Annotated in this window: 19 protein-coding genes; 2 read left to right on the forward strand and 17 right to left on the reverse strand. The window is 72.6% G+C overall.

The genetic code is table 11. The features are described 5' to 3' along the window. Window position 1: 1 nt before the first annotated feature. From nuoK to ACO229_RS19090, 13 genes are all read right to left on the reverse strand, one after another. Window positions 2-301, reverse strand: a complete 300-nt coding sequence (gene nuoK, locus ACO229_RS19030; RefSeq protein WP_116673522.1) for an NADH-quinone oxidoreductase subunit NuoK — start codon at window positions 299-301, stop codon at window positions 2-4. Next, on the reverse strand, window positions 301-1,116 hold the full coding sequence (locus ACO229_RS19035; RefSeq protein ID WP_397413041.1) for an NADH-quinone oxidoreductase subunit J: 816 nt from the start codon (window positions 1,114-1,116) through the stop codon (window positions 301-303). Before ACO229_RS19035 ends, nuoK begins: the two co-directional genes overlap by 1 nt. Beyond that, a complete protein-coding gene (gene nuoI / locus ACO229_RS19040) occupies window positions 1,113-1,937 on the reverse strand; it encodes an NADH-quinone oxidoreductase subunit NuoI (RefSeq protein WP_397413040.1) in 825 nt (274 codons plus the stop codon). Before nuoI ends, ACO229_RS19035 begins: the two co-directional genes overlap by 4 nt. Continuing rightward, window positions 1,930-3,228 carry an NADH-quinone oxidoreductase subunit NuoH gene (gene nuoH / locus ACO229_RS19045; RefSeq protein ID WP_397432994.1) on the reverse strand — a complete coding sequence of 433 codons (1,299 nt, stop codon included), beginning with the start codon at window positions 3,226-3,228 and terminating at the stop codon, window positions 1,930-1,932. Before nuoH ends, nuoI begins: the two co-directional genes overlap by 8 nt. Then, window positions 3,225-5,822: an NADH-quinone oxidoreductase subunit G gene (locus tag ACO229_RS19050; protein WP_397413038.1), complete on the reverse strand. Its 2,598-nt coding sequence runs from the start codon at window positions 5,820-5,822 to the stop codon at window positions 3,225-3,227. Before ACO229_RS19050 ends, nuoH begins: the two co-directional genes overlap by 4 nt. Beyond that, window positions 5,822-7,165 carry an NADH-quinone oxidoreductase subunit NuoF gene (nuoF, locus tag ACO229_RS19055; protein WP_423462466.1) on the reverse strand — a complete coding sequence of 448 codons (1,344 nt, stop codon included), beginning with the start codon at window positions 7,163-7,165 and terminating at the stop codon, window positions 5,822-5,824. Before nuoF ends, ACO229_RS19050 begins: the two co-directional genes overlap by 1 nt. Continuing rightward, the gene (gene nuoE / locus ACO229_RS19060) at window positions 7,162-7,998 is read right to left on the reverse strand and encodes an NADH-quinone oxidoreductase subunit NuoE (protein WP_423462467.1); all 837 of its coding nucleotides are present in this window, start codon (window positions 7,996-7,998) and stop codon (window positions 7,162-7,164) included. Before nuoE ends, nuoF begins: the two co-directional genes overlap by 4 nt. Further along, window positions 7,995-9,350 carry an NADH-quinone oxidoreductase subunit D gene (locus ACO229_RS19065; protein WP_397413035.1) on the reverse strand — a complete coding sequence of 452 codons (1,356 nt, stop codon included), beginning with the start codon at window positions 9,348-9,350 and terminating at the stop codon, window positions 7,995-7,997. The genes nuoE and ACO229_RS19065 overlap by 4 nt, the downstream gene beginning before the upstream one ends. Then, window positions 9,347-10,114, reverse strand: coding sequence for an NADH-quinone oxidoreductase subunit C (locus ACO229_RS19070; protein ID WP_397413034.1), 768 nt, complete (start codon window positions 10,112-10,114; stop codon window positions 9,347-9,349). The genes ACO229_RS19065 and ACO229_RS19070 overlap by 4 nt, the downstream gene beginning before the upstream one ends. Continuing rightward, window positions 10,111-10,662: a NuoB/complex I 20 kDa subunit family protein gene (locus ACO229_RS19075; protein ID WP_020016037.1), complete on the reverse strand. Its 552-nt coding sequence runs from the start codon at window positions 10,660-10,662 to the stop codon at window positions 10,111-10,113. Before ACO229_RS19075 ends, ACO229_RS19070 begins: the two co-directional genes overlap by 4 nt. A 76-nt stretch (window positions 10,663-10,738) precedes the next feature. Further along, window positions 10,739-11,098: an NADH-quinone oxidoreductase subunit A gene (locus ACO229_RS19080; protein WP_397413033.1), complete on the reverse strand. Its 360-nt coding sequence runs from the start codon at window positions 11,096-11,098 to the stop codon at window positions 10,739-10,741. Window positions 11,099-11,141: 43 nt separating this feature from the next. Then, a complete protein-coding gene (locus tag ACO229_RS19085) occupies window positions 11,142-12,446 on the reverse strand; it encodes a geranylgeranyl reductase family protein (RefSeq protein ID WP_423462468.1) in 1,305 nt (434 codons plus the stop codon). A gap of 291 nt (window positions 12,447-12,737) precedes the next feature. Continuing rightward, the gene (locus tag ACO229_RS19090) at window positions 12,738-13,433 is read right to left on the reverse strand and encodes a demethylmenaquinone methyltransferase (protein ID WP_397432985.1); all 696 of its coding nucleotides are present in this window, start codon (window positions 13,431-13,433) and stop codon (window positions 12,738-12,740) included. Between the two features lie 142 nt (window positions 13,434-13,575). Here ACO229_RS19090 and ACO229_RS19095 point away from each other — a divergent pair, with 142 nt between their 5' ends. Then, the gene (locus tag ACO229_RS19095) at window positions 13,576-15,057 is read left to right on the forward strand and encodes an isochorismate synthase (protein WP_423462469.1); all 1,482 of its coding nucleotides are present in this window, start codon (window positions 13,576-13,578) and stop codon (window positions 15,055-15,057) included. Window positions 15,058-15,119: 62 nt separating this feature from the next. On the opposite strand, the gene ACO229_RS19100 is transcribed toward ACO229_RS19095, so the two are convergent. After that, a complete protein-coding gene (locus ACO229_RS19100) occupies window positions 15,120-16,997 on the reverse strand; it encodes a DUF6114 domain-containing protein (RefSeq protein WP_423462470.1) in 1,878 nt (625 codons plus the stop codon). After that, window positions 16,988-17,581, reverse strand: a complete 594-nt coding sequence (locus ACO229_RS19105; protein ID WP_119140063.1) for a DUF6230 family protein — start codon at window positions 17,579-17,581, stop codon at window positions 16,988-16,990. The genes ACO229_RS19100 and ACO229_RS19105 overlap by 10 nt, the downstream gene beginning before the upstream one ends. 127 nt (window positions 17,582-17,708) lie before the next feature. Between ACO229_RS19105 and ACO229_RS19110 the strand changes: the two genes are divergently transcribed. After that, entirely contained in the window at window positions 17,709-18,338 is a 630-nt protein-coding gene (locus ACO229_RS19110; RefSeq protein ID WP_397413028.1) for a TetR/AcrR family transcriptional regulator, read from the forward strand. Between the two features lie 10 nt (window positions 18,339-18,348). On the opposite strand, the gene ACO229_RS19115 is transcribed toward ACO229_RS19110, so the two are convergent. Beyond that, window positions 18,349-18,921, reverse strand: a complete 573-nt coding sequence (locus ACO229_RS19115; protein WP_397413027.1) for a GNAT family N-acetyltransferase — start codon at window positions 18,919-18,921, stop codon at window positions 18,349-18,351. Window positions 18,922-19,025: 104 nt separating this feature from the next. Next, window positions 19,026-20,885 carry a trypsin-like peptidase domain-containing protein gene (locus ACO229_RS19120; protein WP_423462471.1) on the reverse strand — a complete coding sequence of 620 codons (1,860 nt, stop codon included), beginning with the start codon at window positions 20,883-20,885 and terminating at the stop codon, window positions 19,026-19,028. Window positions 20,886-21,489 lie beyond the last annotated feature (604 nt).

Raw genomic sequence — 21,489 nt, forward strand, 5'->3', positions numbered from 1 at the left:
CTCAGCCCTTCAGGAGGTTGACGTCGTCGACCGAGGCCGAACGGCGGGTACGGAAGATCGTCACGATGATGGCCAGGCCCACGACGACCTCGGCGGCGGCGACGACCATGACGAAGAACGCGAGCACCTGACCGGTCAGGTCGCCGTGCAGCCGGGCGAAGGTGACGAAGGCGAGGTTGGTGGCGTTGAGCATGAGCTCGACGCCCATGAACACCACGATCGCGTTGCGGCGCAGCAGCACCGTCGTCGCCCCGATGGCGAACAGCACGGCGGCCAGGACCACGTAGTTGGTGATGTCCATCAGGCCTCCTCCTCGGCGTCCGACGCGTCGCGAGCCCCGGCGGCCTGCGCCTCGACCAGCGCGACCGCGGTGTGCGGAGCGGGCCGCTCCTGGCCGCGGATCCGCAGCACGCGCGACACCGACTGCGGCACCTGCTCGCCGTCGGGGCCCAGCGCGGGCGTGTCCATCGCGTTCGACCGGGCGTACACGCCGGGCGACGGCAGCGGCGTGAGCGTGACGCCGTCGGGCAGCGCCTTGACGCGCGCCTCCGCGACCGTCCGCTGGTTCTGCTTGGGGGTGAGCCGGCGGCGGTGCGTGAGCACGAGCGCGCCGACGGCCGCCGTCACCAGCAGCACGCCCACGGCCTCCATGGCCAGCACGTAGTCGCCGAACAGCACGCGGGCCAGGGCCTGCGGGTTGGCGACGCCGCCCGGGTCGCCGCCGGCCAGGCCGACGGCGGGCGGGAACGCGGCCCGACCCACGACGCCGGCCAGCACCAGCGCCAGCCCGAGGCCGATGAGCAGGCCGATCCAGCGCTGCCCGCGGATGGTCTCGGTGAGCGAGTCCGACGCGTCGACGCCCACGAGCATCAGCACGAACAGGAACAGCATCATCACGGCGCCGGTGTACACGACCACCTGCACGACGCCGAGGAACGGCGCCTCCTGCGCGATGTACAGGATGGCCATGCTGACCATGACGAACACCAGGCACATCGCGGCGTGCACGGCACGCCGCACGAACAGCAGGCCGAGCGCGGCGAGCACCATGAGCGGGGCGATCACCCAGAACAGGACGGTCTCGCCGCCCGAGATCTCCAGGCCGGCGGGGGTCATGCCGTCACCTCCGTGCGGCCGTCCGGCCGGGCGTCGCTCGCCAGCACCCGCACCGAGCCGACGGCGGCGGCGCCCGCGGACCGCTCGGCGGCACCCGGACCCTCGTCCGGACGCAGCTCGTGCTGGCGCGGCGTCGGCGCGGGAGCCGTGCCCGAGACCACGGCCTCGGCGGCGTCCAGCGTCTCGTCGTCCGGCCGCTGCTCGCGGACCCAGGCGACCTGCGCCGCCGTCGGACCGAGCACGTCACCGCTGTAGTAGTCGGTGTCCGTGGTGCCCTCGACCATGGGGTGCGGCGCCGCGAGCATGCCCTCGGACAGCGGGGCCAGCAGGTCCTGCTTCTCGTAGATCATGCCCGCCCGGGTCTTGCCGGCCAGCTCGAAGTCGTTCGTCATGGTGAGCGCCCGCGTGGGGCACGCCTCGATGCACAGCCCGCAGAAGATGCAGCGCAGGTAGTTGATCTGGTAGACGCGCCCGTACCGCTCGCCGGGGCTCATGTGGGCCCCGCCGGAGTCGTCGGCCTTGACCTGCCGGCCCTCGTTCTCGGGCAGGTCCGCGTTGGAGGCACCTTCCACGTAGATCGCGTCCGCCGGGCACGCCCACGCGCACAGCTCGCAGCCGATGCACTTCTCCAGCCCGTCGGCGTACCGGTTGAGCTGGTGACGGCCGTGGAACCGGCGCTGGGTCGGCTCCTTCTTGCGCGGGTACTGCTCCGTGACCGTGGGCCTGAACATCGAAGACAGCGTCACGCCGAAGCCCGCGACGGGAGCGAAGATCTCCGCGATGGGCCCCGGCTGGGGCCGCAGAGGCTGGTAGTCACTCACCGTGGACCTCCTTTCCGAACCGCTTGGACGGGGGCAGCTTCTCGCCGGGCAGCGGGGGCACCGGGAAGCCGCCGGCGAACGCGTCGACGGTCTCCTTCTCGGCGTCGGCCGCGGGGGGCGCCTGCTTCTTCTCGGGCCAGAACCACATGACGGCGACGAAGACGACGGCGGCCCCGACGATCACCGGGATGAACTGCTGGTAGGTGACGCCCTGCACGCGCTGCAGCCACTGCACGACGGCGAGCACGACCACCCAGGCCAGCGCGACCGGGATGAGCACCTTCCAGCCGAACACCATGAACTGGTCGTAGCGCAGGCGCAGCAGCGTGCCGCGCACCCACACGAAGACGAACATGACGGCCCAGAGCTTCACGAGGAACCAGATGATCGGCAGCCAGCCCTCGTTGAGGGCGCCGCCCAGGAACCCGTCGGGCACCGGTGCCCGCCAGCCGCCCAGGAAGAGCGTCACGCAGACGGCCGAGACGTTGAGCATGTTGATGTACTCCGCCAGGAAGAACCAGGCGAACTTCATCGACGAGTACTCGGTCATGTAGCCGGAGACCAGCTCGCCCTCGGCCTCGGGGAGGTCGAACGGCAGGCGGTTGGTCTCGCCGATCATCGAGATCACGTAGATCACGAAGGCCGGCGCCAGCGGGATGAACCACCAGATCTGCGTCTGGCTGGACACGATCTGCGACGTCGACATCGACCCCGCCATGATGAACACGCTGACCAGCGACAGGCCCATGGCGAGCTCGTAGCTGATCACCTGCGCCGTCGAGCGGACCGAGCCGAGCAGCGGGTAGGTGGAGCCCGAGGCCCAGCCGCCCAGCACGATGCCGTACACGCCGAGCGACGCGGCGGCCAGGATGTACAGGACCGCCACCGGGAAGTCCGTGAGCTGGGCCGGGGTGGTCCAGTCCGTCCAGGGGAACGGCAGGCTGGGCCCGAACGGGATGACGGCGAAGACGAGCAGCGAGCAGAACACCGAGATCATCGGCGCCAGCAGGTACACGAACCGGTCGGCCCGCGTGACCGTCATGTCCTCCTTGAGCAGGAGCTTCATGGCGTCCGCGAGCGACTGGAGCAGGCCGAAGGGACCGTGCCAGTTGGGGCCCGGCCGCACCTGCATGCGGGCCACGACCTTGCGCTCGAACCAGATCGCGAAGAGCACGCTGGTCAGCAGGAAGACCACGATCAGCACGGCCTTCACGATCGAGGCCCAGATGGTCTCCTGCGAGAAGTCGGCGGCGACGCCGGGCGCCGCGGCGGCGACGACAAGGGGGCTCATCGCCCACCCCTTTCCGAGTTGTCCGAGGCGGCCGACACGGTGACCAGGTCGCCCGCGGCAGCGCCGAGCGTGGCGTGCACGCGGCTGCCCACGCTGTTCAGCGGCAGCCAGACGACGCCGTCCACCATCGGCTCGGTCACCACGACCGGCAGCTCGACGGTGCCGCGCGACGTGCCGACGGCGACGCGGCCGCCGTCAGCCACCCCGAGGCTCTCCGCCGTGGCGGCCGAGAGGCGGGCCACGGGCTGCTTGGCCGTGCCCGCGAGGAACTGCTCGCCGTCCTGGCCGCGGCCCGCGTCGAGCTGGAGCCGCCAGGTGGCGAGCACCGCCTGGCCCGGCCCCACCTCGGGGGCCGCCGCCTGCGCCTGCTGCGGTGCGGCGACGCGGTCGCCCGACCACGCCTCGCGCTGCGTCATCGCGATCGACAGGTGGGCCTCGGCCGGCGTCGCCGCCTGCAGGTCCACGCCGAGCTGCTGGGCCAGCACGTGCAGCACGCGGTGGTCCGGCAGCGCGTTCGACTCGAGCGCCGCGCCGAAGGACCGCACCCGGCCCTCCCAGTTCCAGTACGAACCTGCCCGCTCGACGGGCGGCGCGACCGGCAGCACCACGTCGGCCCGCTCGGTGACCTCGGAGGCGCGCACCTCCAGGCTGAGCACGAACCCGCCGCGCGCCGCGACGGCGTCCAGGGCCGCCCGGGCAGCCTCCGGGTCGGGCAGGTCGGCGAGCTCGACGCCGCCGACGACCGCCCCGCCCAGGGTGCCGTCCGTCAGGGCGGCGAGGATGCCCGAGGTGTCACGGCCCGGCTCCGCCGGGACCTGCGCGCCCCACGCCTGCGCCACCTGGGCGCGGGCCGCGGCGTCGGTGACCGGGCGGCCGCCCGGCAGCAGGCCGGGCAGCAGCCCCGCCTCGACGCCGCCGCGCTCGCCCGCGCGACGCGGGATCCACGCGAGCCGCGCGCCCGTCACCGCGGCGAGCCGGAGGGCCGCCGCGTACGCACCCGGCGAGCCCGCCAGGCGCTCGCCCACGAGGATCACGGCCCCCGGCTGGGCCAGGGCGGCGCTCGTGGTGGCCACGGTGTCCGACGCCGACGCGCCGTCCGCCAGCGCGGCCAGCCAGTCGGTCTCGGTGCCCGGCGCCGCCGGCAGCAGCGTGCCGTCGAGGCGTGTCAGGCCGCGGGTGGCGTACGGGGCCACGGAGAAGATCTTCGCGCCCGACCGGGCCGCCTTGCGCAGCCGCAGGTAGGTGACGCCCGCCTCCTCCTCGGCCTCCAGACCGGCCAGCAGCACCGCGGGTGCCTTCTCCAGGTCGGAGAACGTGACGCCGATACCGGTGCCGGCCACGGCGTGCGCCAGGAACGCGGCCTCCTCGGCGGAGTGCACGCGGACCCGCTGGTCCACGTCGTTGGTGCCGAGCGCCGTCCGCGCGAACCGCGACCACGCGAAGGCGTCCTCGACGGTGAGCCGCCCGCCCGGCAGCACGCCGACCCCGCCGGCCTGCCGCGCCCGGGTCAGCCCGGCCGCGGCGACCTCCAGCGCCTCGACCCAGGAGGCCGGCCGCAGCTCGCCCCGGGTGCCGTCGGCCGCGCGGTCGCGGACCAGCGGCGTGGTGAGCCGGTCGGGCGCGCTCTGCCAGGTGAAGGCGAAGCGGTCCTTGTCGGTGATCCACTCCTCGTTGACCACCGGGTCCTCGCCCGACAGCCGGCGCAGCACCTGGCCGCGGCGGTGGTCGATGCGGATCGCCGAGCCGTTCGAGTCGTGCTCCGCGATGCTCTCGGTGCTGACGAGGTCGAACGGCCGCGAGCGGAACCGGTAGCCCGCACCGGTCAGCGCGCCGACCGGGCAGATCTGCACGGTGTTGCCCGAGTAGTACGACGAGAAGGGCCGCCCCGAGCTGTCCGTGGCGGCCTCGCCGACCGGGCGGTCCACGGGGCCGTTGCTCGACTCCGCGCCGGCGAACCCGAGCACGTCCTCGTCGAACCGGCCGATCTGCTGGTGCGCGCCACGGTCCTGCAGGGCGATGAACGCGTCGCCCGCGATCTCCTCGCTGAACCGCGTGCAGCGCTGGCACAGCACGCAGCGCTCGCGGTCGAGCAGGATCTGCGTGGACAGCGCGATCGGCTTGGGGAAGGTGCGCTTGACGTCGACGAACCGCGAGTCGGTGCGGCCGTTGGACATGGCCTGGTTCTGCAGGGGGCACTCGCCGCCCTTGTCGCACACCGGGCAGTCGAGCGGGTGGTTCATGAGCAGCAGCTCCATGACCCCCTGCTGCGCCTTGTCGGCCACGGCGGAGGTGTGCTGCGTCTTGACCACCATGCCCGGCGCCACGGTCATGGTGCACGAGGCCTGGGGCTTCGGCATGGGCCGCACGTTGCCCTCGCGGTCCGGCATGGCGACCTCGACGAGGCACTGCCGGCAGGCGCCCGCGGGCGCCAGGAGCGGGTGGTCGCAGAACCGCGGGATCTGGATGCCGGCCTGCTCGGCGGCGCGGATGATCAGCGTGCCCTTGGGCACGCTGACCTCGGTACCGTCGATGGTGAAGGTGACCAGCTCGACCGGTGCGGCCTCGGTGCTGGTGTCGTTCGTGGTGACGGTCATCAGTGACCTCCCGCGCCGGCGCCCGCGAGGGCCCCGGGAGTCCGAGTCTTGGGGGTGTACGGGAACAGGGCCGACGCGCTCGGGTCGAACGGGCAGCCGTGCCCGTCGATGTGCGCCTGGTACTCGTCCCGGAAGTGCTGGATGCTCGACGTGATCGGCGACACCGCGCCGTCACCGAGGGCGCAGAACGCCTTGCCGAGGATGTTGTCGCACAGGTCGAGCAGCAGCTCGAGGTCGCCGTCCTGGCCCTCGCCCGCCTCGATGCGGTGCAGCACCTGCTTGAGCCAGTAGGTGCCCTCGCGGCACGGCGTGCACTTGCCGCACGACTCGTGCGCGTAGAAGTCGGTCCACCGGGACACCGCACGGACCACGCACACGGTCTCGTCGAAGATCTGCAGCGCGCGCGTACCGAGCATCGAGCCCGCCGCGCCCACCGACTCGTAGTCGAGCGGGGTGTCCAGGTGGTCGGCGGTGAAGATCGGCGTGGAGGAGCCGCCGGGGGTCCAGAACTTGAGCTCGTGCCCGGCCCGGACGCCGCCCGAGAGGTCCAGCAGCTCGCGCAGCGTGATGCCCAGCGGCGCCTCGTACTGGCCGGGCGTGGTGACGTGCCCGGACAGGGAGAACAGGCCGTGCCCCTGCGACTTCTCGGTGCCCATGGAGGAGAACCAGTCGGCTCCCTTCGCGATGATCGCGGGGACCGACGCGATGGACTCCACGTTGTTCACCACGGTGGGCCGCGCGTACAGGCCGGCCACGGCGGGGAACGGCGGCTTGAGCCGCGGCTGGCCGCGCAGGCCCTCCAGCGAGTCGAGCAGCGCCGTCTCCTCGCCGCAGATGTAGGCGCCGGCCCCGGCGTGCACCGTGACGTCCAGGTCGAAGCCCGAGCCCTGGATGTTCTTGCCCAGGTAGCCCGCCTTGTACGCCTCCTCGACGGCGTTCAGCAGCCGCCGGTAGACGTGCAGCACCTCGCCGCGGACGTAGATGAACGCGTGGTCGCAGCCGATCGCGAAGCTCGTGATCGCCACGCCCTCGATGAGGTGCTGCGGGCTGGCGAGCATGAGCGGGATGTCCTTGCAGGTGCCCGGCTCGGACTCGTCCGCGTTGACGACCAGGTACCGCGGGCCGCCGTCGGGCGGGGGCAGGAAGCCCCACTTCATGCCCGTGGGGAAGCCCGCGCCGCCACGGCCGCGCAGCCCGGAGTCCTTGACGGCCTGGACCAGGGCGCCGGGCTCCATCGTCAGGGCCTTCTTGAGGCCGGCGTAGCCGCCGTTGCGCTCGTACGTGGCCAGCCGCCAGGAGCGGTCCTTGTCCCAGGTGTCGGTCAGTACCGGTGTCAGGCTCACTTCGCGTCCTCCCCGGGCTTCTTGTCCTTGCCGACCTCGGTGTCGGACGGCGTGGCGGGCTTGCGCTCCGCGCTCGACCCCGGGGTGCCGACCGGCGGGCTGGTCTGCCCCGCCGGGACGTCCGCCCCGCCGTCGGCCGCCGGGGCGTCCGGCGCCGTCCAGCCACGCTCGCGGGCGACCTTGAGCCCCGCGAGCGTCGGGGCGCCCGCGCCCACGCCCTCGTCGGCGCGACCGTCGGGGAACCCGGCCAGGACCCGGCTCATCTGCTTGAACGAGCACACGGACGCGGCACCGCGGGTGGGCACCACGTCCTCGCCCAGGATCAGCTTGTCCGCGAGCGCCGTCGCCGTCTCGGGCGTCTGGTTGTCGAAGAACTCCCAGTTGACCATCACGACGGGCGCGTAGTCGCAGGCGGCGTTGCACTCGACGCGCTCCAGCGTGATCGCGCCGTCGGGCGTGGTCTCGTCGTGGCCCACGCCGAGGTGCTCGCTGAGCTCGTCGAAGATGGCGTCGCCGCCCATGACCGCGCACAGGGTGTTGGTGCACACGCCCACGGTGTAGGTGCCGTTGGGGTGGCGCTTGTACTGGGTGTAGAAGGTCGCGACGGCGGAGACCTCGGCGGCGGTGATGCCGAGCATCTCGGCGCAGAACAGGATGCCGTCGCGGCTCACGTACCCGTCGACGGACTGCACCAGGTGCAGCATCGGCAGCAGGCCGGACCGGGGGTCCGGGTAGCGGGCCATGATCTGCGTCGCGTCGGCGGTCAGGCCCGCCAGGGTGTCGGCGTCGTAGCGCGTCTTCGTCGTGGGCGTCTCCACGGGCTCGGCCGTCATCGGTCCACACCTCCCAGCACGGGGTCCAGGGACGCGACGGCGACGACGACGTCGGCCACCTGGCCGCCCTCGCACATCACCGACGTGGCCTGGAGGTTGTTGAACGAGGGGTCGCGGAAGTGCGCGCGGTAGGGGCGGGTGCCGCCGTCGGACACGACGTGCACGCCGAGCTCGCCGCGCGGGTGCTCCACGGTCTGCCAGGCCTGGCCGACGGGGACGCGGAAGCCCTCGGTGACCAGCTTGAAGTGGTGGATCAGGGCCTCCATGGAGGTGCCCATGATCTTCTTGATGTGCTCCAGCGAGTTGCCCTGGCCGTCGCCGCCGACGGCGAGCTGGGCGGGCCAGGCGATCTTCTTGTCGGCCACCATGACGGGCTCGCCCTCGGTACGGTCGAGCCGCTCCAGGGCCTGCTCGATGATCTTCAGCGACTGGTAGCACTCCTCGATGCGGAGCACCACGCGGTCGTAGCAGTCGGCGCCCTTCGAGGTGGGCACGTCGAAGTCGTAGGTCTCGTAGCCGCAGTACGGGTTGTCCTTGCGGACGTCGTACGGCAGGCCCGTGGACCGCAGCACCGGGCCGGTCACGGCGAGCGCCATGCACCCGGACAGGTTGAGCACGCCGACGTCGGTCAGGCGCGCCTTGAAGATGGGGTTGGCGAGCATGAGGTCGGTGAGCTGCTTGAGGTAGCCGCGCACCTTCTTGAGGGCCTCGCGCGCCTGGGTGGTGAAGCCCTCCGGGGTGTCCACGGCCACGCCGCCGGGGCGGATGTACGCGTGGTTCATGCGCAGGCCGGTGACGGCCTCGAACAGGCGCAGGATCTCCTCGCGGGCGGTGAAGCCGATGGTCATCACGGTGGTGGCGCCCATCTCGTTGCCGCCGGTGCCGACGCAGACCAGGTGGGAGGAGATGCGGTTCAGCTCCATCATGAGCACCCGGATCACCGACGCGCGCTCGGGCACGTCGTCGGTGATGCCCAGCAGCTTCTCCACGGCGAGGCAGTAGGCGGCCTCCTGGAACAGGGGTGCCACGTAGTCCATGCGGGTGCAGAACGTGGTGCCCTGCGTCCACGTCCGGAACTCCATGTTCTTCTCGATGCCCGTGTGCAGGTAGCCGATACCGGCCCGGGCCTCGGTGACGGTCTCGCCGTCGATCTCCAGCATCAGGCGCAGCACGCCGTGCGTGGACGGGTGCTGGGGACCCATGTTGACGACGATCCGCTCCTCGCCGATCGCCTCGCGCGCGATGTCGTCCCAGTCGCCGTCGCCGTAGGCCTCGAAGGCGCGCACGGTGGAGGACATGTCCTCGTTCCCGGCGGGCCGGGTGGCGTGGGGGGTCGCAGTGGGAGCGCTCATGAATAGCTCCTCCTCGTGTCCGGCGGGGGCACCGTGGCGCCCTTGTACTCGACGGGGATGCCGCCGAGCGGGTAGTCCTTGCGCTGCGGGTGGCCGTCCCAGTCGTCCGGCATCTCGATGCGGGTCAGGGCGGGGTGGCCGTCGAAGACGATCCCGAAGAAGTCGTACGTCTCGCGCTCGTGCCAGTCGTTGGCCGGGTACACCGACGTGGTCGACGGGATGTGCGGGTCCTCGTCCGGGGCCGCGACCTCCAGGCGGAGCCGGCGCGAGTGGGTGATCGAGGCGAGGTGGTACACGGCGTGCAGCTCACGGCCGGCGTCGTGCGGGTAGTGCACGCCGCTCACGCCGAGGGACAGCTCGAACCGCAGGTCCTGGTCGTCGCGCAGCGCCTGGCACACGGCCACGAGGTGCTCGCGGGCGACGTCGATGGTCAGCTCCGCCTGCGGTGCGTCGGCGCTCGCGGCGCCGTGCAGGTCGACGACCACCTTCTCGACCGCCTGGTCGAAGGTGGGACCGCCGGTCCGCGCGGCGTCGTCCAGCACCTCGGCCAGGACGTCGACCACCTGGTCGAACCAGCTCCCGTACGGCCGGGGCGACGCGGCGGGCATCGCGACGGGGGTGACCAGGCCGCCGTAGCCCGACGTGTCGCCCGAGCCGTGGGCGCCGAACATGCCCTTCCTGACCTCGACCACCTCGAAGGTGGCCGCGCCCTCCGGGGGCGTCAGGGCCGAGCCCTGGTCGCCGCCCGGCGTGACGTCGCTCATCGCAGCAGGCCCTTCATCTCGAAGGTCGGCGTGGCCTCCATCGCGGCCGCCTCGGCGGCGCGTGCGGCCTCGACCCGGTTCACGCCCAGCGGCGCGTTCTGGATGTGGTCGTGCAGCCCGAGGATCGCGTTGATCAGCATCTCCGGGCGCGGCGGGCAGCCGGGCAGGTAGATGTCGACCGGGACCACGTGGTCCACGCCCTGCACGATCGCGTAGTTGTTGAACATCCCGCCCGACGACGCGCACACGCCCATGGAGAGCACCCACTTGGGCTCGCTCATCTGGTCGTACACCTGGCGCACCACCGGGGCCATCTTCTGGCTCACGCGGCCCGCCACGATCATCAGGTCCGCCTGGCGCGGCGAGGCGCGGAACACCTCCATGCCGAACCGCGACAGGTCGAACCGCGACGCACCGGCGGCCATCATCTCGATGGCGCAGCAGGCCAGCCCGAACGTCACCGGCCACACCGAGGCCTTGCGCAGGTACCCCGCGAGGTCCTCGATCGTCGTCAGCAGGAACCCTGACGGCGCTTCCTCGACACCCATGTCCCCTCCTTAGCTGCCGGGCCCCGCCCGGCGTCGCCGCGTGGCGCCCCGGGGCGCCACGCGTGAAGTCGCTGTCTCAGACCCAGTCGAAGCCGCCGCGGCGCCACTCGTAGACGAACGGCACGGTGATCAGCGCCAGGAACGCCAGCATCGCCACCAGCCCGAACGTCGCGAGCGTCGTGAAGTCCACGGCCCACGGGTAGAGGAAGACGACCTCGATGTCGAAGACGATGAATGTCATCGCCACCAGGTAGTACTTGATCGGCAGGCGCCCGCCGCCCACCGCGTGCGGCGTCGGCTCGATGCCGCACTCGTACGAGTCGAGCTTGGCGCGGTTGTACCGCTTGGGGCCGATGATCGCGCTCGCGGCCACGCCGCCGAGCGCCAGGACGGCCCCGATCGCCATGAGGATCAGGACGGGTACGTAGGGGTTCATGCTGTGCCCTTCATGAACGGCTTGCCCTTCGTGGACGTGATGCTCATGCGCTCGGGACCACCCTGGTCAGCCCCGCGATGACGCGGTCGACCCAGTCGCCGCCGTGCGGCTCGTAGCAGTCGGACAGGAGCTTGAGCGTGAACTGCATGACGACCTTGCGCGGCAGGCCGTACCGGACGCAGGTCCGCATGATCTCGGGGTGCTCGATGAGCCGCACGAACCAGCGGCCCAGCGTGTAGTACCCGCCGAGGTCGTCGCGCATGCGCTCGCCGTACGTGGCGAGCGTGGCCTCGCGGGCCGCGTCGGTGCTCTTGTGCCGGGCCTGGCTGATCGCCTCGGCCGCGACGCGTCCCGCCTGCAGCCCGTACGCGATGCCCTCGCCGTTGAACGGGCTGACCATGCCGGCGGAGTCGCCGGCCAGCAGCACGCCGTCGGCGTACAGGGGGCCACGGTTGAAGCCCATGGGCAGGGCCGCGCCGCGGATCGGGCCGCGCTCGGGCTCGTGCACCAGGTCCCAGCCCTCCGGCGCGCTCTTGGCGAGCCAGGTCTCCATGAGACGCCGGTAGTCGATGCCCGCCGCGGACTGTCGGGCGGGCGTGGACGCCACGCTGCCCAGGCCCACGTTCACCGTGCCGTCGCCGAGCGGGAAGATCCACCCGTAGCCGGGCAGCAGGTCGCTCTTGCCGGGCTCCCCGTCCCAGAGCTCCAGGTGCGACTCCATGAAGGGGTCGTCGTGGCGCGGTGTGCGGTAGTAGGCGCGGACGGCGGTGCCCATGGGGCGGTCGTCGCGACGCTCCCGGCCGATGCCGAGCGCGAAGCGGGAGCTCACGCCGTCGGCCGCCACCACGACCGGGGCGCGGAACTCCTTGACGGGGCCCTCGGCACGCCCGCGGGCGTCGAGCGGCTGCGCCGTGACACCGACCACGCGGCCTGCGTCGTCCCGCACCGGGCCGGTGACCTTGGTGCGCTCCAGCAGCTTGGCGCCGCTCGCCTGCGCGTGCTGCGCGAGGGTGTGGTCCAGCGTCATCCGGGCGCGGGCCATGCCGTAGCCCGGGTAGGTCGTGAGGGCGGGCCAGTCCAGCTCGTAGGACCGGCCGCCGCCGTGGACGCGCAGGCCGCGGTTGCGGATCCAGCCGTCCTCCTCGCGGGTCGGCACGCCCATCCGGACCAGCTCCGCCACGGCGCGCGGCGTCAGGCCGTCGCCGCAGATCTTGTCGCGGGGAAACTCACCCTTTTCCAGCAGCAGCACGTCGAGACCCGCGGCCGCGCACCAGTGCGCGGTGGACGAGCCGGCCGGGCCGGCGCCCACCACGATGACGTCCGCGTCGTCGCGTCTCTCTCTTCGCACGTTCACCCCCGTTGGGAACCCGCTGCTGGCCGTTGCTGACCTCGCTGTGCGGGGCTCTTCCGGACTTGACGACAAGTCCTTGTGAACCCTGTCACAACACCGACACCCTAGCCACACTTAGGGGGGATTGTGTAGGAAGGTTCCCCTTACTTGAGGAGGCCCCCCAAGGCTCCTCCGCGGGCGCAGGCCCGGCACAGCACAGCGAGGTCGTGACTTTGCCTCGAGGTCGGCACAGTGCTGTGCCGACCTCGAGGCAAAGTCACGACCTCGCCGAGCCGCGCTGCCGCGCCGTCAGGCCGCGCGGACCGCCCGGTGGAGGGCCACGATGCCGCCCGACACGTTGCGGTAGGCGGCGTGCTCCCACCCGGCCTCCAGCATGAGCTTCGCCAGGCCGACCTGGTCGTGCCAGCCCCGGATGGACTCCGCCAGGTAGTCGTAGGACCCCTTGTCCCGGGTCACGGCGTTCGCCACCAGCGGCAGCGCGCGCATCAGGTACTCCTGGTAGACCTTGCGGAACGGCGCCCAGGTGGGGGTGGAGAACTCGCAGATCACGATGCGGCCGCCCGGCCGCACCACGCGCCGCATCTCCTTCAGCGCGGCGCTCGTGTCCACGACGTTGCGCAGGCCGAAGCTGATCGTCACGGCGTCGAACGACTCGTCGGCGAAGGGCAGCCGGGTGGCGTCCCCCGCGACGAACGGCAGGTCGGGGCGGCGCCGCTTGCCCACCTGCAGCATGCCGATCGAGAAGTCGGACGGGACCACGAAGGCGCCGTCGGCCGCGAACGGCTCGCTGCTGGTGCCCGTGCCGGCGGCGAGGTCGAGCACGCGCTCGCCCGGCATCGCGGCGACGGCCTCGACCGTGAGGCGGCGCCAGCGCCGGTCCTGGCCCAGTGAGATCAGGTCGTTGGTCAGGTCGTAGCGGGCGGCGATCCCGTCGAACATCGACGCGACCTCGGCCGGCTTCTTCTCCAGGCTTGCGCGGGACATGCCGCCATCGTCCCACGCCCGAGGGCCAGGCCACGGCCGGCGGGCGCGCCAGGGAGGTGCCGGGTCCGGCGGCGAGCGGCCCCGCTGTGACCTCGGCGACCAAGCACCCTGGCGCCTCCCGGCCGCGCTTATCCTGAGCCTGATGATCGCTTCACCTTCCGGCGGCGCGCCCGGCGTGCCCGGCGCGTCCACCGCCCCGTACGACGTCTGGGTGACCGAGGCGCCGCTCCCGTCCGACGACGCGCCCCGGGGTGCGCCCGACGGCCCGCAGCTCGTGGTCCGCACCGTCGCGATCGACGACCTCGCCGACGGCGCCACCGCGCTGATCGACCGGCTCCCGGACACCAACGCGCTGGCCTGGGTGCGGCACGGCGACGGCCTGGTGGGCTGGGGCGAGGCGCTGCGGTTCGAGACGTTCGGCCCGGGCCGGTTCGCCGACGCCGACGACAAGTGGCGCACGGTGCTCGACCGCGCCCTGGTGCACGACGACGTGGCGCTGCCCGGCAGCGGGCTGGTCGCGTTCGGCAGCTTCGCGTTCGACGACGTCTCGCCCGGTGACGAGGAGGACGCAGCGCGGGCGAGCGGGGTGCTGATCGTGCCGCGCGTCGTCGTCGGACGGCGGGGCGAGCGGTCGTGGCTCACTACGATCTCGCTGGTGGGCGACCGGTCGGCCCCCGTGGGCGAGGACCTGCTGTCCGCCTATCCGCGGCAGCCCGTGACCGAGCCCGGACGGGTCGCCCTGGCCGACGGCGCGGTGGGTGCCGAGGACTGGCCGGCCGTGGTGGCCGAGGGCATCGCCCGGATCCAGGCGGGCGAGCTGGAGAAGGTGGTGCTCGCCCGCGACGTCGTCGCCACCGCCGAGCAGCCGATCGACACCCGGCACCTGCTGGGCCGTCTCACGACGGCGTACGAGGCGTGCTGGACGTTCAGCGTGGACGGCATGGTGGGCGCGACGCCGGAGCTCCTGGTCCGCAGCGAGAAGGGCCTGGTCGCCTCGCGCGTGCTGGCGGGCACCATCCGCCGCGAGCACGCCGAGGCGTCGTCGGCCGCGGACACCGGCGCCGACGACGGGACGGCGGACGACGCCGACCTGCTGCGCGCCGCCCAGCTCGCCCGGTCCTCGAAGGACCTGGAGGAGCACGAGTTCGCCGTCCGGTCGGTGGCGGCCGCGCTGGAGCCCTTCTGCTCGTCCATGAACGTGCCCGAGGCGCCGTTCGTGCTGCACCTGCCGAACGTGATGCACCTGGCGACCGACGTGACGGGCGTGCTCACCGACCAGGGGGCGGCGTCGGCCCGGCGTCCGCCGTCGTCCCTGTCGCTCGCCGCGGCGCTGCACCCGAGCGCCGCCGTCTGCGGCACGCCGACCACGGCCGCACGCGACCTGATCCGGGAGATCGAAGGCCTGGACCGCGCACGCTACGCCGGCCCGGTGGGCTGGGTGGGCGCCGACGGCGACGGCGAGTGGGGCATCGCCCTGCGCTCGGCCGAGATCTCGGCCAAGGACCGCCACCACATCCGCCTCTTCGCGGGCTGCGGCATCGTGGCGGCCTCGGACCCCGCCGCGGAGCTGGCGGAGTCGGAGGCCAAGCTGGACCCGATGCGCTACGCCCTCGGCACCCGTTGAGTGCGGGACATTCGCCCTTCTGGCACACGAAGAGGGGCGAATATCCCGCACTCAACGGGTGATCAGGGGGTGCCGGCCGTGGGGCCCTTGCCGATCGGGTCCGTGGGGTCGCCCCAGACCTGCTCGCGGAAGTGGTCCCAGACCTGGATGTCGGAGGTGGCACCCAGGAAGCCCATGCGCGCGTCGGTGGCCGTGAGCAGGAGCTCGATGAGCGAGGCACCCTCCAGCACCTTGGTCGCGACCTCCAGGAGGTCCTGACCGTCGGGCAGGTTCGCGTGGATCGACGACACGTACATGTGGGCGTCGCCCTCCAGCGAGACGAAGTTCGCCCGGGTGTCCGTGCCCGCCACGGTGCCGTGGTCGTAGGCGTACGACTTGAGCCAGAACCCGTCGACGACGACCTTGTCCGCCGAGATCTTGATCGCGTCCCTGCGGCCGCCACCGTCACCCTTGACCGGCACGTTCGCCAGGCCGATGCCGTTGATGCCCGTGAGCGGGATCGTCAGGTCCCGGCTCTCCAGGTCGGCGGGCAGCGAGAAGACGTTGCCGTCCTCGCGGGCCCCGCACTGACCCGGCAGGGCCACGTTGAGGTCGTACTTTCCGCCGAAGCTGACCTTGACGCACGTGCCGAGCTCGGTCTGCAGCGCCTCCTCGATCGTCTCCTGCGGGTCGATCTCACCGCACGGGTCGGACGGCGCGACGTCCGCCTCCTCGGGCGGCACCTCCCCGTCCTGCGTGGGTTCCTGGCACTCGGACGTGTCCTCGCCCGTGGCGGCGTCACCCCGGCCCGTGCCCGCGCCGGTCGTGTCCCCGGTGTCGCCGGCCGAGCTCGCGCCGTCACCGCCGTCACCGCCGGTGCCGCCAGAGTCGCCGGTCCCGTCCGGGTCGCCCGCGGAGCCGTCGCCCGGCTCCTCGGTCCCGCCGGTCCCCTCCCCCGGGTCGGCGGTCTCGCCCGTCCCCGGGTCGGTCGCGCCGGCCGACGGCGACGGCGAGGCCGACGGATCCGCCGTCCCCTCGTCGTCACAGGCGCCGAAGACGACGCACCAGAACGAGTCGTCCGACCGGGTCGTGGCGTCGGCGTCGGAGGCGGACGCGGGCACGCTCGTACCGGCGAGAGCCAGCGCTCCGGCCACCACGACCGCCGCCGACTTCTGGGACAGCGCCCGCAGCGCGCCGCTGAGCGACTCCACCTTGGGGATCGCCTCGGTCTCGCCGGCCGCCGTGGCGTCGCGCGACGCGCCGTCCCGCGACCCGTCGGCCGCCGAGCCTCCGCCCGGCGACGTCTCCTGCGGCGCCGGGTCGACGTCGCTGTCGGCGCCGTCCGACGTCCCCGCTCCGGGCTCGCCGGCGCTGCCGGACCGCGGCTCGCCGGCGCTGCCAGGTCGCGGCTCGCCGGCGCTGCCGGACCGCGGCTCGTCGGCGGGCGTCGCGCCGCTCGCGTCCGCGCCGGACGCCGGATCGTCGTCCCGCGTCGCGCCGCTCGCCGTCTCGCCGGCCTCCCGGTCACCCTCCGCCGCCTGCGGCGTCGGAGCCCACGAGACCACGATGACGCCGCCGACCACGCCGAGCAGGAACCCGACGACCCAGCCGCCGAGGTTCACGCCCGCGATCGAGTAGACGGAGATCGCGAGCGCGATCACGCCGTAGAAGATCCGGTGCACCGGCTGCGCGATCGAGAGGATCCCGAGCAGCGTCAGTGCCAGCGGCAGGATCGTCGCCTGCGCGCCCTCCACGCCGAACCGCAGCACGATGTTCATGCCGAACTGGTCCAGCTTGATCGGGCCGGACAGGAGCATCTCCAGGCCCGCGAGCGCTACCAGCACACCCCCGACGAACGGCCGCTGCCGGCGCCAGGGACGGAAGTCCCTGCGCCAGCCCGCGAGCCTCGCGCGAAGTCCGGGGCGGCCGGCGGGCGCCTGGCCGTCCGGACTCAGAAGCACTCGGTGCCGTCCGTGATCTTGAGGCTGAGGTCCGTGAGCTGGAAGACGGCGGCCTGCGTGCTCCAGGAGACCTGCTCCAGGTTGGAGATGTCGACCGAGTCGGAGTCCATGGCGAAGTCGCCGGCGTCGCCCTTCTTGGCCGTGTTCACGGTCGAGGCGTCCACGCCGATGCGGATGTTCTTGAAGATCGCGGTGCCCGACAGGTCGTTCATGCCGATCTGCAGGTCGGTGGCCTTCGCGGGCTCGTCACCGGTGCCGGCGGAGATCAGCAGGCCGACCTTGCCGAGCGGCGTGTCCTGCACGACGGACTGGCACAGGTTGTAGAGCTGCGCGTCCTTGATGTTGGCGATGGCGGCCGGGTGCTGGGTACCGTCCGACGCCGTGGCCACGCCCGCGTACTGCGAGAAGCCGGTGCCGGCGAGCTGGTCGGCGCCGATCTTGAACTGGCTGCCGGAGATGGCGAACGAGACGGGCACGGCGCCCTGGGCGACCCCGCCCAGCAGGACGCTGGCGGCGATGGTGACCGGAATGACTGCGAGAGCCACGCGACCCTTGCGCGACCCCGTGAGCTTGCTGAGCTTCATTGGTGTTCCCCTCGATCCCAATGTGAGCGACCGCATCGTCGCTCCGCGGCGACGTTAGCGCGATTACTGAGTCACCGTCAATTGACCCCCCGACGGCGGCGCAAAGCATGCCCGATATGCTCGACGCATGGCAACAGCCCGACGCACGCGCCTGCGCCCGGAGGAACGTCGTAACCAGCTCGTGGCCCTCGGGGTCGCCACCCTCGCGGACCGCCCCCTGGCCGAGGTGACCGTCGAGGAGATCGCCGCCGAAGCCGGTGTCTCGACGGGTCTCGTCTACTACTACTTCGGCTCGAAGAACGGCCTGCACCACGAGATCGTGCGCCGCGCCCGCGACTCGATGCTGCACGCGTCCGAACCGCTGCCCGAGCTGCCGCCGTCCGAACGCCTGGCCAGCACCCTGACCAGGCTCGTCGCCTACGTGCGGGAGCACGGGCCCACGTTCTACTCGCTCGTGCGAGGCGCGGCCAGCGGTGACGAGGAGGTGCGCGCCGTCATCGAGGACGCGCGGCGCGAGCAGACCGAGCGCGCTCTCGCCGTGCTCCTGGAGCTGGGCGTGCCGGACACCGAGCTGCTGCGCATCGCCGTCCGCTCCTGGGTCGCGCTGGCCGAGCAGGCGCTCGTCGACGGCGGCATCAACTCCGACCTCGCCGCCGAGGAGCTCGTCGGCTACCTGGAGCGCAGCCTGGGCGGCGTCGTCGCCGCCGTCGTGCCGGGGGCCGCGGAGGCCCTGTTCGGCTCGCCCGCCCTCCCCTGACACCCCGCCGTCAGAGCGCCTTGACCATCAGGAGGCAGGGGTCCCCGGCCCAGAGGTCGGGGAACTCCTCCACCGGGTGGAAGCCGCACGCGGCGTAGAAGGCGCGGGTCTGGTCGAAACCCGGGTCGGACGCCGACGGCCCGAGCGTCTTCACGCTCAGCAGCCGCACCCCCTGGGCGCGCAGGTCGTCCTCGACCCGTTCCAGCAGGGTGCGCCCGATGCCCGAGCGATGATGCTTGCGCCGCACGGCGAGCAGGTGCACCTCGGCCGACGTGGGGTAGCGCTGGTCGAGCAGCAGCACCCCGAGCACGTCGGCCGTGGGGACGGCACCGCCGTCGGCCCCGAGGTGCGCCGGACCTGGCCCGGCCTCTCGCGCCCGGGCAGGGTCCGGACCGCCGGACGCCGCCCACGCCGGCTCCGCCTCGGGCGCGGCGACCGCCACGTAGTTGGGGAAGCGGGCGGCCGCCTCGACGTACTCGTGCGTGAACCGGTCGATGCCGAACCACTCGGGCAGCTCTTCGAGGATGTCGTGTGCGGCATCCGCCCGTCCCAGGGTCCTGACCACGGTGTACGTCCCAGACACGCGGACCAACTTAGACCGGCCCGGCAAGGTTCACCCGCTGAACGCGAATACGCACCGAACCCCCAGGTCACACGGGGTGTCCTGGGGGTTCGGTGCGGCCGGGCTCAGCCCTGGTTGTCGAAGAACTCCTGGAGCCAGTCGGGGATGTTGTTCGGGTTGCTCTGGTCCGATCCGGAGCCGCCCTGGCCCGGCACCTGACCCTGCGAACCCTGGTCCGGCGCGGCGGCGGACTCCTCCTTCACGGCGAGCGTCACGGTGACCTCCTCGGTGCTGCCGTCGCGCACGACGGTCAGGACCGCCTTGTCGCCGGCGTCCTTCTCCCGCACGAACGCCGTGAGCGACGCCGAACCGTTGACGGGGTCGCCGTCGATCGCGACGATCACGTCACCCTGCTGGATGCCCGCGTCGCCGGCCGGCGAGTCGGCGACGACGTCCTGGACACCCGCACCACGGCGCGTGACGCCGTCGGCCGTGGCCTCCGCGTCGGAGAGGGTGACGCCGAGGAACGCGTGCTCCGCGGTGCCGTCCTCCTTGAGCTGGTCGCCGATCTGGGAGGCCAGGTTCGCCGGGATGGCGAAGCCGAGGCCGATCGAGCCCGAGCTGTTCGAGGAGCCCGACAGGGTCGCGATCGACGACGTGATGCCGATGACCTCACCGGACGCGTTGAACAGCGGGCCACCGGAGTTGCCCGGGTTCACCGCGGCGTCGATCTGGATCGCGTTCGTCACGACCTGGTCGGACCCGTCCTCGGCGCTGGCCGTGACCGGGCGGTCGAGGGCGGACACGATGCCGGTCGTGGCCGTGTTCGCCAGGCCCAGCGGGTTGCCGAGCGCCATGACGGGCTCGCCCACGGCCACGTCGTCGGAGTCGGCGAAGGTGGCCGGCTCGAGGTCCGACGGCGGGTCGGAGAGCTGGACGACCGCGAGGTCGGTCGTCGGGTCGGTGCCGACGATGTCGGCCTCGTACACGCGGCCGTCGCTCAGCGTCACCTGCACCGTCGTCGCGCCGGACACCACGTGGTTGTTGGTCAGCACGTGCCCCTCGGAGTCCAGCACGACGCCGGAGCCCTCGGCCCCGCCCGACTGGCTCTCCACCTGGATCGACACCACGGACTTCTGCACGGCCGACGTGACCTCGGTCCAGTTCGGGTTCTGCACGGTCGAGCTCTTGACCGGCACGTTCTCGCTGCTCGACTGCCCGACGTCGGCCAGGGAGGCCGCGTCCGAGCCGTCGCTGGTGATCGCGATGGCACCCGCCGTGCCGAGGCTGGCCAGCAGCGCCGCGGCCGCCGCGGCGCTGACCACCGGCACCCAGGTGCGGTTGCGCGCGGTCGGCTTCGGCTCGTCCGACGCCGTGGCCGGCAGGGCGTAGGGGTTGGTGTAGCCGGAGCCCGAACCACCGGCGGGGGCCGGGGCGGCGCCTACGGGGACCGAGGGCGGGGTAGTGGCCGGGGTGTGTGCGGCCGGGGTGTGTGCGGCCGGTGCGTGCGACGGCGGGGTCTGGTGGGCGGGCTGTTCGTGACCCGAGTGCTGGTGGGCGGGCTGCTGCGGGGCGGGCTGCTGCGGGGCGGGTGCCTGCGCGGCGGTCGGCTGGTGGGTTGCCGGCTGCTGGGCGGTCGGGTGCTGGGCGGTCGGGTGCTGGGCCGACGGCTGCTGGGCGGGGGCGCCGGTCACCGGAGCCGAGGCCGGCGCCGGAGCCGACGGCTGCTGCGCGCCGACCGCGGGCTGCACCACAGTGACGGGCTGCGCCGGGGCCGCGGGCTGTACGGGGGCCGACGGCTGCGCGGGCGCGCGCCCGGCGTTCGAGGACTGCTCAGGTGCCACGTCCGACGCGGGGCCCTGGGCCGGCGCCGGGTTCTGGACCGGGAGCTGCTGCGTGTGCTGGGCCGCGGGCAGCTGCTCGGTGGGCTGCGCCCCGGGCGCCTGCTGGTCCGGCCGCGGAGTGGTGCTGTTCTCGTCGTTCATCGGTGACCCTCCTTGAAGTCACCACTAGTTGACACCTCGATCCTTGTCCCACCCTTACGTGTACCTGTGAGTTCCCTGCACGCCCTCGACGCCGGCTGGAAGGACCGCCTGCCTCGGCACCTGAACATCCAGATCGGTCCCTTGCCCCCGCCGCCGAAGCCACTTCGGTCCGTTGCCGCGAGATCGGTCGATCGGGCGACCGATCTCGCGGCAACGGACCGAAGCAGCCAGGAAGAACACAGCAAGGGACCGAACCGCCGGGGCTGAGCCTCACCCCCGGGGCCTGAGCCACAGACGCGATCAAGCCGGTCGCACCGATCATGCCGTGTCAGGCCCTGTCAGCCCTGTCAGCCCTGTCAGCCGGTCCGCCCAGTCAGCCGGTCAGCCCGGTCAGCCGGTCAGCCGGTCAGCCGGTCAGCCCAGTCAGGCCGATCAGCCCAGTCAGGCCGATCAGGCCCGGTCAGCCCGGTCAGCCCGATCGGCCCGGTCAGCCCGATCGGCCCGGTCAGCTCGATCGGCCCGGCCAACCCAGCAGACCCCCGGCCAACCCAGCAAGCCCCGGCCAGCCCAGCCAACCCGGCCAACCCGGCCAACCCAGCAAGCC

The sequence above is a fragment of the Promicromonospora sp. MS192 genome, assembly GCF_049532985.1.
Lineage (GTDB): Bacteria > Actinomycetota > Actinomycetes > Actinomycetales > Cellulomonadaceae > Promicromonospora.